General features: G+C 63.6%; 13 protein-coding genes. 1 reads left to right on the top strand and 12 read right to left on the bottom strand.

Annotation, left to right across the window (positions count from 1 at the left end; genetic code table 11):
• Nucleotides 1-322 precede the first annotated feature (322 nt).
• From hslU to GWC77_RS05290, 9 genes are all read right to left on the bottom strand, one after another.
• Entirely contained in the window at nt 323-1660 is a 1338-nt protein-coding gene (hslU, locus tag GWC77_RS05330; protein WP_173255831.1) for an ATP-dependent protease ATPase subunit HslU, read from the bottom strand.
• A 7-nt stretch (nt 1661-1667) separates the two neighbouring features.
• The gene (gene hslV / locus GWC77_RS05325; RefSeq protein WP_173255830.1) at nt 1668-2204 is read right to left on the bottom strand and encodes an ATP-dependent protease subunit HslV; all 537 of its coding nucleotides are present in this window, start codon (nt 2202-2204) and stop codon (nt 1668-1670) included.
• A gap of 381 nt (nt 2205-2585) precedes the next feature.
• Nucleotides 2586-3005: an RNA polymerase-binding protein DksA gene (gene dksA / locus GWC77_RS05320; protein WP_173255829.1), complete on the bottom strand. Its 420-nt coding sequence runs from the start codon at nt 3003-3005 to the stop codon at nt 2586-2588.
• A gap of 502 nt (nt 3006-3507) precedes the next feature.
• Nucleotides 3508-4587, bottom strand: a complete 1080-nt coding sequence (locus GWC77_RS05315; RefSeq protein WP_173255828.1) for a GTP-binding protein — start codon at nt 4585-4587, stop codon at nt 3508-3510.
• A gap of 131 nt (nt 4588-4718) precedes the next feature.
• Nucleotides 4719-6005, bottom strand: coding sequence for a class I SAM-dependent rRNA methyltransferase (locus GWC77_RS05310; RefSeq protein ID WP_173255827.1), 1287 nt, complete (start codon nt 6003-6005; stop codon nt 4719-4721).
• 112 nt (nt 6006-6117) lie between these two features.
• On the bottom strand, nt 6118-7047 hold the full coding sequence (gene xerC / locus GWC77_RS05305) for a tyrosine recombinase XerC (RefSeq protein WP_173255872.1): 930 nt from the start codon (nt 7045-7047) through the stop codon (nt 6118-6120).
• 40 nt (nt 7048-7087) lie between these two features.
• Nucleotides 7088-7813, bottom strand: a complete 726-nt coding sequence (locus GWC77_RS05300; protein WP_173255826.1) for a DUF484 family protein — start codon at nt 7811-7813, stop codon at nt 7088-7090.
• A 57-nt stretch (nt 7814-7870) separates the two neighbouring features.
• Nucleotides 7871-8737, bottom strand: coding sequence for a diaminopimelate epimerase (gene dapF / locus GWC77_RS05295; RefSeq protein WP_173255825.1), 867 nt, complete (start codon nt 8735-8737; stop codon nt 7871-7873).
• 49 nt (nt 8738-8786) lie between these two features.
• A complete protein-coding gene (locus tag GWC77_RS05290) occupies nt 8787-9671 on the bottom strand; it encodes a lipid A biosynthesis lauroyl acyltransferase (protein ID WP_173255824.1) in 885 nt (294 codons plus the stop codon).
• 324 nt (nt 9672-9995) lie between these two features.
• Here GWC77_RS05290 and metK point away from each other — a divergent pair, with 324 nt between their 5' ends.
• Entirely contained in the window at nt 9996-11183 is a 1188-nt protein-coding gene (gene metK / locus GWC77_RS05285) for a methionine adenosyltransferase (protein WP_173255823.1), read from the top strand.
• 276 nt (nt 11184-11459) lie between these two features.
• On the opposite strand, the gene GWC77_RS05280 is transcribed toward metK, so the two are convergent.
• The 3 genes from GWC77_RS05280 to GWC77_RS05270 all read right to left on the bottom strand — a co-directional run bounded on the left by GWC77_RS05280 (nt 11460) and on the right by GWC77_RS05270 (nt 12958).
• Nucleotides 11460-12119 (bottom strand): glutathione S-transferase family protein, encoded by a 660-nt coding sequence (locus GWC77_RS05280; RefSeq protein WP_173255822.1) that lies wholly within the window; start codon nt 12117-12119, stop codon nt 11460-11462.
• 154 nt (nt 12120-12273) lie between these two features.
• A complete protein-coding gene (locus GWC77_RS05275) occupies nt 12274-12501 on the bottom strand; it encodes a hypothetical protein (RefSeq protein WP_173255746.1) in 228 nt (75 codons plus the stop codon).
• 106 nt (nt 12502-12607) lie between these two features.
• Complete coding sequence (locus tag GWC77_RS05270; protein ID WP_173255821.1) at nt 12608-12958, bottom strand: hypothetical protein; 351 nt, start codon at nt 12956-12958, stop codon at nt 12608-12610.
• Between the last annotated feature and the right edge of the window lie 184 nt (nt 12959-13142).

The following is a 13142-nucleotide window of genomic DNA, read 5'->3' as shown; positions in this document are numbered from 1 at the left end:
GGGGCTCGTCTCGATTTTTCGAATCAGACGGAATAACGGTGCTCACCGAGCGGCGTGCGATCGGTCATAGCCAGCAGCGGATTCAGTCGCTGCATTGCTCGGATTTTGGTCCCGCGGGGCTTGGCGGCTTGCCGAGGATGGCAGAATCGCAAGGGGTGTAGCAACACTGCCACGTTGATTGACAGTTCAATGGGAGGGCGCTGGTGACCATTACCGTTTTGTCCAGCCACGAGTTCGAGCCCGGAGGCGAAGACGTCGAGTTCGAACCGCCACGCGCCGACATCGAGGCGGGACGACCCTCGCGGCCATCCCGCCGTCCAGCTCAAAGGACGTAGCGCGACAGATCTTCGCTTTGCGCTATATCGCCCAGCGCTTTATCGACGTACGCAGCATCGATGCGCACCTTCTTGCCGGTGTGATTGCCGGCCGAGAACGACACGTCCTCGAGCAGCTTTTCGATGACCGTGTAAAGCCGCCGGGCGCCGATGTTCTCCGTGCGTTCGTTCACGGAATACGCGATCTCCGCCATGCGCCGAATGCCGTCCTCGCCGAACTCGAGCTCGACTTCTTCGGTTGCAAGCAGCGCTTGATACTGCTTCACGAGACTCGCATCGGTCGCCACGAGAATCGATTCGAAATCCTCGACCGACAGCGAGTCGAGCTCGACGCGAATCGGAAAACGGCCCTGCAATTCGGGAATGAGGTCGCTCGGCTTCGACAGATGAAATGCGCCGCTCGCAATGAACAAAATGTGATCGGTCTTGACCATCCCGTAGCGGGTATTGATCGTCGTGCCCTCGACAAGCGGCAACAGGTCGCGCTGCACGCCCTGGCGCGACACCTCGCCGCCGCCGACTTCGCTGCGCGAAGCGATCTTGTCGATCTCATCGAGAAACACGATGCCGTTTTGCTCGACGTTCTGAACGGCCTTCGCCTTGACTTCCTCCTCGTTGAGCATCTTCGACGCTTCTTCGTCGGTCAGCACCTTCAGCGCTTCCTTGACCTTCAGCTTGCGGCGCGTCTTCTTGCCGCCGCCGAGATTGGCGAACATCGAGCGGATCTGCTCGGTCATGTCCTCCATGCCGGGCGGGCCCATGATGTCCATGCCGACTTGCGGCAGTTCGACGTCGAGTTCGATTTCCTTATCGTCGAGCAACCCTTCGCGCAGGCGTTTGCGGAAGGTCTGGCGCGTGGCGTTGTCTTCACCCGCCTCGCTCGAATGCGAACCGAACCCCACCGGACGCGCGGTGGGCAGCAGTATGTCGAGAATGCGGTCCTCGGCCTGGTCCTGTGCCTTCGAACGCACCTTGCGCATCTCGAATTCGCGCGTCTGTTTCAGCGAGATTTCGATCAGATCGCGCACGATGCTATCCACGTCGCGGCCGACATAACCGACCTCCGTGAACTTCGTGGCTTCGATCTTGATGAAGGGCGCATCGGCCAGTTTGGCGAGCCGCCGCGCAATCTCGGTCTTGCCGACACCCGTCGGCCCGATCATCAGAATGTTCTTCGGCGTGATTTCCTGGCGTAACGGCTCGGCAACCTGCTGACGGCGCCAACGGTTGCGCAGGGCGACAGCGACGGCCTTCTTGGCCTTTTTCTGTCCGATGATGTGCTTGTCGAGCTCCGAGACGATCTCGGCCGGTGTCATAGTGCTCATCGTGTCCTCACTCGATCGTCTCGATGACGCGGTTGTGGTTGGTGTAAATGCACATGTCGCCGGCGATCGAGAGCGATTTCTCGACGATATCGCGCGGGGACAGATCGGTGTTTTCTGCGAGCGCGCGGGCCGCAGCCTGCGCATAGGCGCCGCCGGAGCCGATCGCGCAAATCCCCCCCTCGGGGTCGAGCACGTCGCCGTTGCCGGTGATGACGAGCGTCGTTTGCGCGTCGGCCGTGATCAACATCGCTTCCAGGCGGCGCAACATGCGGTCCGTTCGCCAGTCCTTGGCGAGTTCGACGGCTGCGCGCGTCAGATTGCCCTGGTGTTTTTCGAGCTTCGCCTCGAAGCGGTCCAGCAGCGAAAACGCATCGGCCGTGCCGCCGGCGAAGCCGACGAGCACCTTGTCGTTGTATATGCGCCGGACCTTCCTCGCACCGCCTTTCATGACGATGTTGCCAAGCGTGACCTGGCCGTCGCCGCCGAGTGCGACCTGGCTGCCGCGTCGCACGGAAACGATCGTCGTGCCGTGAAATTGCTCCATTCTCGTTCCTTCAAAAACGTCGAAAGCGCCGCCGGCGACACGCGCCGGACGGAGGAATCGGGTGGTGGACGAGCTGCGGGTCACAACGGCGCCGCGGCTCGCGTATGACGCACGTCGGATTCATTTTAGGGCGAGTGCGGCTTTATCAAGAGCCAAGGCAGCAGGTACGCGTGGATCGGCGCCCGGCAGGCGCCACAACGCGCTTTCGCGGCGAGGCCGCGAGCGGGCGAGCAAAAAGGGGTATGTTCCACTAGAAATCGGACCGCGGAAGGGCCGAAGCACGATCGCGGCCGACAAAGAAAAAGCGCGCGGAATACCGCGCGCCTCTTCGAAGCAGCGTCAAGACGCGCAGCCTTCATCGCCGCGCGGGTTCTGGGTCGGTCAGTCGCCGAACAGCTTCTGGCGCAGCTCGCGGCGCTCCTGCGCCTCGAGCGACAGCGTGGCCGTGGGACGTGCGAGCAACCTCGGAATGCCGATCGGCTCGCCCGTCTCCTCACACCAGCCGTACTCGCCCGTTTCGATGCGCGCGAGCGATTGCTGCACTTTCTTCAGCAACTTGCGCTCGCGGTCGCGCGTACGCAGCTCGAGCGCATGCTCTTCCTCGATCGTCGCGCGATCGGCCGGATCGGGCACGATCACCGTTTCGCGCAGGTTCTCGGTCGTCTGGCCGGCATTGCGCAGAATCTCTGCCTGCAGCTGTTCGAGCCGGTTCTTGAAGAAGGCGAGCTGGTCTTCATTCATGTAATCCTTGTCGCTCATCTTCAGGATTTCGGCTTCGGTCAAGAGTCGTTTCGTCGTCATCTGCGTGCTTCTTCAATGTGAGGCAAAACCCATACATATTGCCCGCACTTTCGTGTTGCCCGCAAGCAGCGCACTATGCGCCACTCGGCAGGTCTGGCAGTCGTGACGGCCAGCGCCCGTGCGGGGCCGAACTCCTCTGGAAACCGATCCTTGGATGCACTCCCGTTTCGATGAGGTGTCCCTTGCCGGGCACTTCTTCCTGAGGCGACACCGGCACGAAGCGTGGTGTCGCCCGGGGTTTCGCCCGGCATTCCGCTTTGTCATTTTCGTTCGGCGTTGCCCGGATCAGGTTTTCCGGCGCCGTTCGCTACGCCCCGCGCGTATGGGGCGCGGGCTTCGCTGCTTACTGGTCAAGATCCAGCGGGCACGTATTGTAACTGAATCGCCCTTGCGCGCTGCAACAGAGAAAACCCTGCTGCGCGGCCTATTAGCACGAAAATATAACGCGCGAATTTATAAAAAGCGAACTCCCGGTGCAAACTGCGAGCGGTATCGTACACGCTCACGCCAAACAGGCATCGAGACCGTCGGTGATCAAGTCCTGCGGCAGATCGATACCGATGAAGACCATCTTGTTGGTCTTTTTCTCCGCCGGCAGCCATTTGGCCGCCAAGTCGCTACCCATCATCTGATGCACGCCCTGGAATACGACCTTGCGGTCCACGCCCTTCATATAGAGCACGCCCTTGTAACGCAAAAGCCGCTCGCCGTAGATTTGCAGCACGCCACCGAGAAAGTCCTCGAGCTTGTTGGGATCGAAAGGCCGGTCGTTGCGATAGACGAACGATTTGATCCGGTCGTCGTGATGGGCGTGATGATGGTGATGCCCGTGTTCGTGCCCGTCATGTTCGCACTGGCCATGGTCGTGATCGCAATGGGCATGATCGTGCCCATCGTGGTCGTGATCATGATCGTGATGCTCGTGGTCGTCTTCGGCCAGGAAGTCCGGATCGATCTCGAGTTTCGCGTTCAAATTGAAGCCGCGCAGATCGAAGATCTCCTTGATATCGGCGTCGCCGAAGTTCACGGTCTTGATCGTCGCTTTCGGGTTCATATGAACGAGCCGGTGGCGTAGATCGCCCAGCGCGGCTTCGTCGACGAGATCGGCCTTCGTGATGAACAGGCGATCGGCGAAGCCGACCTGGCGTTGCACCACCTCGTGTTCGTCGAGCTGAGCGTCGGCGTGCTTCGCGTCGACGAGGGTGATGATCGCGTCGAGCATAAACTCGTCGGCGATCTGGCTATCGATGAAGAACGTCTGGGCAACGGGGCCCGGATTGGCGAGACCCGTCGTTTCGATGACGACGCGGTCGAACGAGATCTCGCCCGAACGCTTGCGCTCCGCCAGATCGCCGAGCGCGCGCGCCAGGTCGCCGCGGATCGTGCAGCAAATGCAGCCGTTGCTCATCTGCACGATCTGCTCGGCTTCGTTCTGTACGAGGATTTCGTTGTCGATGTTCTCTTCGCCGAACTCGTTTTCGATCACGGCGATCTTCATACCATGCTTTTCGCTCAGGATGCGCTTGAGCAACGTGGTTTTGCCGCTGCCGAGAAAGCCGGTCAGGATGGTGACTGGAATCATTGTGACTCGCCTGTTGTTCGATGAAATCGGGGCCGGTACAGCTCGGCGCCCTGGCCTGGAAATATTGAAGCATACCTGTCAAGCGGGACGTCCCGCTCGGAGCGCTTCACGCGCGGGACAGATGCGCTCGCTCAGAGAATTTGCAACAGCAGCCCCTTCAGGTATTCGCCCTCCGGAAACGAAGCCAGCAGCGGGTGATCGAGGCCAGTGCCGAGCCGCTTCAAGATTCGGGCATCCACCCGCGCGTCGGACGCGGCGCCGGCGACGATCTTCAGGAACAGCTCAGCATCGATCGCGCCCGAGCACGAGTACGTGAAAAGCAGCCCGCCCGGGCGCAGCAGGCGGAAACCGGAGAGGTTGATGTCTTTGTAGGCGCGTGCCGCCCTGTCCACATGCTCGCGGGCCGGGGCGAACTTCGGCGGATCGAGCACGACGAGGTCGAAGCGCTCGCCTTCGTCGGCCAGACGTCGCAGCGTGCGAAACGCGTCGGCGTCGAGCCACTCGGCGCGCGCTGCGTCGAAGCCGTTCGCCTGCACGTTCGCGCGTGCGAGCGCGAGCGCCTCGCCCGATGAATCGATCGATACGACACGTCGTGCGCCGCCCTTCAATGCGGCCAGCGAGAAGCCGCCCGTATAGCAAAAACAGTTGAGCACGTCGCGCTCGGCGGCGTACGCCTGCACGAGCGCGCGGCTCTCGCGCTGATCGATATAAAAGCCGGTCTTGTGGCCGTTGCGGACATCGACGCGGTAACGCACGCCGTTTTCATCGACGATGAGCGTATCGGCAGGCGCTGCGCCGGCGAGCACACCCGTCGTTTGCGCGAGCCCTTCTTTTTCGCGGATCGAAACGTCGGAGCGCTCGTAGACGTTCGGGCAGCCGGTTGCGCCCGTGAGCGCGGCGACGATCGCCTCTTTCCATGCCTCCACGCCGGCCGCCATGAACTGACAGACGAGCTGCCCATGTTCTGCGGCTTCGTCTCCGGACAGCGGCAGGCGGCTTGCCCGTATAGGGACGTTCGAGTTTGGATCTGCCGGCGCGGAACCGCCGGCCATCGCGAGATCGGGAACGTAATAGTCGACGATGAGCCCGGGCAGGCCGTCCGCCTCGCCGAAGACGAGTCTGACCGCGCCGGTGTCGTGCACGAACGCTCGGCGATGCGCGAGCGCTTGCTGGACGCGGCGCTTGAAGAAGGCGTGATCGATCGGTTCGGCCTCGTCGAAACTCCACGCGCGCAGGCGAATCTGGGAGTGCGGACTGTAGGCGGCGCGCGCGAGAAAGCGTCCGTCGTGCGCGCGTACGACGACAGTCGCGCCCGAGGCGGGTTTGCCGTCGATCCGGTCGATGGCGTTCGCGTACACCCACGGATGACGGCGCAGCAGCGATTTTTCCTTCGACGGTTTGAGCGTTACGGTATTCATGCGGGTGTGAGAAACGAGTTACCCCTGCCGGTTCGGCTGAACCGGCAGGCGAGCCGGGGATCGGGTGTCGATCCGAGCCGCCGCGGCCTATTGGATCGATTGCGAATCAGCGCTAGTCGCGCTTTTTCGCGCGAGGATGCGCTATGTCATAGACCTGCGCGAGATGCTGAAAATCGAGCGAGGTGTAAATCTGTGTGGCCGCCACGCTCGCATGGCCGAGCAACTCCTGCACGGCACGCAGGTCGCCGCTCGATTGCAGCAGATGCGTTGCAAACGAGTGTCGAAGGACGTGCGGATGGACGTTCGCCGGGATGCCTGCCGTACGGGCGGCGCGCTTGATGCGCTCGCGTACGACGTTCGGCGACATACGCGCTCCGCGCACCGAAAGAAACAGCGGGTGCGGGTCGTGCCTGACGAACTGCTCGCGCACCGCGAGCCAGGCCTCGAGCGCCTCGATGGCCTTTTTGCCGACGGGTACCGTGCGCTGCCGCTTGCCTTTGCCGAGAACGGTCACTTCAGCGGTATCGAGTGCGAGCCAGCCCGCCGAGCGATATCCATCGCCCTCGGCGAACCCGGCGTCGAGCCCGACCAGTTCGGCCAGGCGCAATCCCGACGAATAAAAGAGCTCGAGGATCGCATGGTCGCGCAGCCCTTCGCCGCTTTCGGGCGAGGCGGCTTCCATCAGCGCGTTGGCGTCGTCGACGGACAGCGCTTTGGGCAGGCGCTTAGGCTGTTTTGGCGCGCGTACCGTCGCAACCGGGTTCGCCGGCAAGTCGACCCGTTCCGCAAGCCATCGGTAAAACGCGCGCCAGGCCGAGAGCCGATGCGCGATCGAGCGCGCGGATAAGCCGCCGCTATGAGCGCGCGCGACCGCCAAGCGGATATCCGTAGCCGAAAGGCTCGCAAGCGGGCGTCCGTTGGCGAGCGCGGTCAAGCCCTGGAGCTCGTGCGTATAGCTGCGCAGCGTGTGCTCGGACAGGCGCCGTCCATGAGCGAGGCTCGCGAGGTAGGCGGCGATCAGGTCGGTATCGGCCGGCTGCATGGCGTTTCGCGGGACGGTCTGGATGCGGTAGGCAGCCGGCTCAGCGCGCAAGCAGGCGGCTCGTCGCGGCACTCGCGAGCGTGCCGATCTGCATGAGGAAGTCCGTCGCCATGCCTTCGTGAAAGCGGCGCGGGTCGGGCGAGCCCATGACGAGCAGGCCGAACGCGGGCGCGCTTTCATCGGCCTGCGGATCGCGCAGCGCGAGCAGCACGACCGACTGGATGCCGCCTGCTTCGCCCGCAGCCGTGCCGGCTTCCTCGGCCGAAGCAGGGGCGCTTGGCTGTGCGCCCGCGCCGAGCCACTGGGCGGCTTCGAAGCCGGTGTTCGCCCCGCAGTACGGGGCGCCCAGGCTGTTGGCGAAGATCCGGACTTCTTCGCCGACCTGACGCGCGAACTCGGCCTGCGCATAGACATCGGCGACGTCCCAAAGACGCAACGCCGCGTGCGGGACGTCGAAGACTTCCGTGAGGCCATACGTGACGGTACGCGGCAGCGCGTGCGGATCGCGCTCCGCGATGACGCGTGCGGTCCAACGGTTGAACTTCGCGGCGATGCTGTCGTTCTCGTGCCCATAACGCAGCAATTCGGCCAGGCGCCTTTCGAGCAGCTTGTTCTTTTCGCGCAGCATCTCCATCTGCCGCTCTTGCAGCGACACGGCGGCTTTGCCATGAGGGTTCGCGAGTCGCACCGCGGCGAGCAGTTCGGCGTGTTGCACGAAAAATTCAGGATTGGCGAGCAGATATTCGGCGACTTCGCGATCGTTCATGGTGTGAGCGTTTGTGGCGGATAAGTGAGCGGCAAGCGCGGGCGGTTAGGCGGGTTCTCAGTCGGCCAATTCGATCTCGCCGCGAAAGACGGTCACGGCCGGGCCGGCCATCGTCAGCGCGGATGTTTCATCGCGCGCCCCGTCCCAGGCGATGGTCAGCGTGCCGCCGTGCGTGCGCACGCGGACCGGCGAGTCGAGCCGATGGCGCCGAATGCCGGCGGCCACGGCCGCGCAAGCACCCGTGCCGCAGGCGAGCGTTTCCCCGGCGCCGCGCTCGAACACGCGCAACGCGATTTCATGGCGGGAAACGATCTGCATGAAACCGGCGTTGACGCGCTGCGGGAAGCGCGAGTGCCGCTCCAGCGCAGGACCGACCGACGCAACAGGGTAGGCCTCGACGTCGTCGACGATCGTCACGGCGTGGGGGTTGCCCATGGAGACGACGGAGACTTCGAGCGGCTCGCCGGCCGCCTCGATCGGCCAGAGTGCGTCGGCACCCTCGGTGCGCGCGGCGAGGCCTCGAGAATCGAACGGCACGCGCGCCGGATCGAAGACGGGGCGACCCATGTCGACGACGACTTCGCCGTTGTCCTGCATCGTCAACGTGATCATTCCGCCGTGTACTTCGACGCGCACGCTGCGCTTATCGGTGAGTCCGGCGTCGCGCACGAACTTGACGAAGCAGCGCGCGCCGTTGCCGCAATGTTCGACTTCACCGCCGTCGCAATTGAAGATGCGGTATTTGAAATCGGCCCCGGCCGCGCTCGGCCGCTCGACGACCAGCAGTTGATCGGCGCCGACGCCGAAATGGCGATCGGCCAGCGCGCGCACCTGCTCGCTCGTCAGCGAGAGCGGGCGGCTGTAGCCGTCGAGCACGACGAAGTCGTTGCCCGCACCCTGCATCTTGGTGAATTGAAGTCTCATGATGGGCGTTATTGTAAGCGACGCGCGGCGCATATCGGGCGACGCCCGGTCAGTAGACGCTCGGCATGCCGGGCGGCCGCGTCTTGAAGCGTTTGTGAACCCAGTAGTATTGCTCCGGCATCCGCGGAATCTGTTCTTCGAGAAAAGCGTTCATGCGGCGCGCGTCGATGTCGTCGTCGCCGCTCGGGTAGTCCTGCCACGGCTCGAAGACCTTGAGCCGATAGCCCTTGTAGTTCGGCAGCACTTCGCCGATGAACGGCACCACCTGGGCGTGACCGACCTTGGCGAAGCGGCCGACGGCGGTCAGCGTGCAGGCCGGTACCCCGAAAAACGGCACGAAGGTCGAATTGCGCAGGCCGTAATCCATGTCGGCGCCGAGCATGACCGGTTTGCGATCGCGCAGCCAGCGCAGCACCACGCGCGCGCTATCGGCCCGGCTTGCCATGTCGGCACCGAAGCGCCCGCGCGCCGCTTTGGCGACGGCCTCCAGTTCGGGGTTCGACATCGGCTGATAGAGCGAGCCGCAACGGCGCCCGAGTGCGTGGTTGAGGAAGATGGAGCCTGCTTCGATGCCGACGAAGTGCAAGCCGAGAAAGAGCGTGGGCGGCAGGTCGGGATCGGTCAGATCGACGGCGCTGTCGACTTGCACGAGCTTTTCGAGCTTGCTTTGCGAGCCAAACCATTGAACGCTGCGCTCGACGTAGCTGCGGATCGCGTGGCGGAAATGCTGCTGTGCGATCCGTGCGCGCTTTTCGTCGCTCCATTGCGGGAAGCAGAGCGACAGATTCGTGTGAACGATACGGCGGCGCCGGCTCGGAATCTGATAGAGCAGCCAGCCGAGCCCGTCGCCGAAGCGCGCGACGAGGCCATAAGGCAGAATCGCGAGGAACTTGAGCAAGCCGATGGCGAACTTCGTGCCGATGTGCCTCAACATGCGCGCGCTCCGCTCGGTAGCGGGCGCAGCGCATGCCGCGCCGGCGCGAGGGGCGTCATGATGCCCGATACGAACGACGGGACCGGTGTAAGCGCGCAATGCGGCAAACAGGAGGCACAAGACACGGCAGTTCACTCTGTGACAGGATCGAGAAGTCGCTATAATACGGACTTCGCCGAGTTAATTAGACAACTTGCGGGGCGAAGCCGCAGGGGGCACGTAAAGGCCCACTCGCGGTAAGGGAAATCCGCTAAAGCGTCGCCGCTTCAGGCTCCCGGAGCTGGCTACGTGAAATCGACAACCGTAACCAATGGAGTCTGCAACGTGGCAAACGACTACCTCTTCACGTCCGAATCCGTTTCCGAAGGCCATCCCGACAAGGTCGCCGATCAAATTTCGGACGCGATTCTCGACGCCATCTTCACCCAGGACAAATACTCCCGTGTTGCCGCGGAAACGCTCTGCAATACGGGTCTCGTCGTGCTGGCCGGCGAAATCACGACGACGGCCAATGTCGATTACATTCAAGTCGCGCGCGATACGATCAAACGTATCGGCTACGACAACACGGACTACGGCATCGATTATCGCGGCTGCGCGGTGCTGGTTGCCTATGACAAGCAATCTCCGGATATCGCGCAGGGCGTCGATCGCGCGCACGACAACAACCTCGATCAAGGCGCGGGCGACCAAGGCCTGATGTTCGGCTATGCGTGCGACGAAACGCCCGAGCTGATGCCGTTGCCGATCCACTTGTCGCACCGGCTCGTCGAGCGTCAGGCGAGCCTGCGCCGCGATGGCCGTTTGCCCTGGCTGCGTCCCGATGCGAAATCGCAGGTCACGGTGCGCTATGTCGACGGCAAGGCCCATTCGATCGACACGGTGGTGCTCTCGACGCAGCATGCGCCCGATATCGATTTGTCGATGCTGCGCGAAGCGGTCATCGAAGAAGTGATCAAGCCGACGTTGCCCGCCGAGCTCGTCAAGGGCGACATCAAGTTCCTCGTGAATCCGACCGGCCGGTTCGTGATCGGCGGCCCGCAAGGGGACTGCGGTCTCACGGGCCGCAAGATCATCGTCGATACTTATGGCGGCGCGGCGCCTCACGGTGGCGGCGCGTTCTCCGGCAAGGATCCGTCGAAGGTCGACCGCTCGGCAGCCTACGCCGGCCGGTACGTGGCGAAGAACATCGTGGCGGCCGGGTTGGCCTCGCGCTGCCTGATTCAGGTGTCGTACGCCATCGGCGTGGCGCAGCCGACTTCGGTGATGGTCAATACATTCGGCACGGGCCGCGTGTCCGATGCGACGATCACGCAACTCGTGCGCGAGCATTTCGATCTGCGTCCGAAGGGCATCATTCAGATGCTCGATTTGCTGCGTCCCATCTACGAAAAGACGGCGGCTTACGGTCACTTCGGCCGTGAGGAACCCGAATTCACGTGGGAAAGCACGGACAAAGCGCTCGCGCTTGCGCAGGCGGCTGGGACGGAGGCTGTCGCGGCTGTGGCGTAACCCAGTGCGGTCACACTCGACGTGAAGAAAACCCCGACTTAAGGTCGGGGTTTTCGTTGGCACATCCGTGACGTACAGGCCTCGTCGGCGAACGCGGCTGCCCGCCTGCGCTGGCTGCGCTTTACGCAGCATGCGCGAGCTGGGAGCGAGTCAGTATAGGGTGCGCGGCGCCAAGTGCGGCGCGAACATACGGCAGTCCCGGGAGACTGCCGCGGCGCCGACTACGAAAAAAGGCGAGCGCATGAAGACGGCAGCATCGGCCGTCTTCGCCGACGGTCAATCCCGGTCAGGCGCACCGAGCGGAAACAACGATCGATAGGGTCGCGCCTCGTCGACGGCGCGCGCAAACGAGGGGCGCGCGAGCAACCGCTTGCGGTATGCGATGACGTGCGAAAACGACGGATCGATCCGGTGCGTCCAATCCGCGTAAAAGAGAAACGGTGCGGCCGCGCAATCGGCAAGGCTGAACATGTCGCCGGCGGCCCACTGTCGCTCGGCCATCACCTTGTCGAGCCACGCATAGGCCGTCTCGAGCATTCCCCTGGCTTCTTTCACCCCATACGTATCGTGCGTGCCGTCGGGGCGCAGGGCATCGAAGACGATCTTCTGCTGCGGCGTGGAAATGTAATTGTCGAAGAAGCGGTCCATGCTGCGCACCTCGAGCGCGGCGCGCGGATCGTTGGGCAGGAGTTGCACGGGCCCGGGGTGATTGAGCGAGAGATATTCGATGATGATCGTCGACTCTTTCAGGACGCGCGTGCCGTCCATCAGTAGCGGAAAGCGCTTGATTGGCCACAGCGCCGCGAACTGAGCGAGCGCCTCGGGGTTTTCCGGCGAGAGCTGCCGCCATTCGAACGGCGTGCGGTTCTCGTAGAGTGCGACCAGGACTTTTTGCGAGTAGGAAGAAAACGGGTGCGCGTACAGAATCAATGACATTCGGAGCCTCGTTCGTCGAATGAGCAGCGGGGATTCCGCCGGAACGGCTTCGGTGCCGTCCAGCTTGACGACGAACGAGCCCGTTCGAAATCGACACCTGCGGCGCCTGATTGCCGCGGCGACGTTCGCGAGATCGTCACTCCCACGAACGACGCTAATCCCAGCAATTGCGAAAAGCGACGGCGACGATGACAGGTACCGTAAGAACGAGCGGAATGGCGAAGTAAGGCACTTCCCGGTCGACGATCCAGCTGTAGACAAGCCAGGCGATGCCGAGGCCGAGGGTCGCGAAGCCGACGAGGAACGTCAGCGCCGTGAGCATCCGCTTCGACGGCCGCTTGTGCGGATGAGGATCGGGGCTGCCCCGAGATGGCGTGTTCATGCCGACATTAAACCGCTATCGCGGCCAGCATGCCAGCACTGCCGCCGGAATGGGATCAAGCGACGGATGGGTGCATCCGATTCGATACCGCTCGGTGACAGCCGATTCAACGCGCGGCGAACGCGAACCATCCGGCGCTGGGCGCGAGCCTGCGCGGCCGCCGATTCGTCGCCTGGTGTACGAAGCGCGCTTGCGCTGCTTGCACACGGCGCACGGCCGGCTTTACGAGCAGCGCGCGCAGCGAAAAGCGCCGCGCGGCACGACGGGTGCGCAGCACGGCGACCACAGCCCGCAGCCAGGACCGCAGCAGGCCGGTGGGCGTCTGATGACCGAAAGAGCTGGCGCTGCGGCGTGCGCGAACGGCGTGGTGGCGCAGCGCGCGAACGACACCGCGCCGCGCGGGGCGTGCGGCTTTGAGCGCGGCATGCTTGAGGCGGATGGCGATTCGTCTGTGCATGGGAACCGAAACGGGAACGGTGTCGCGATCGACGGGAGGCGCTGCGGTTGATGCAGCAACCATGCCATCGCGAAACGGAGAGGCGAAACCGGGGGCAAGAGCCGCACCTGCGCGTGTGCGCGGCCGGCGTTGTAGGACTATCGACATGCGTGCAGCCTACACGCGAATCATGACGCGCGTAAGT

Origin of the sequence: Paraburkholderia sp. NMBU_R16 (assembly GCF_013282575.1) — a bacterium.
GTDB lineage: Bacteria > Pseudomonadota > Gammaproteobacteria > Burkholderiales > Burkholderiaceae > Trinickia.
This window is presented reverse-complemented; position numbering and strand designations above follow the sequence as displayed.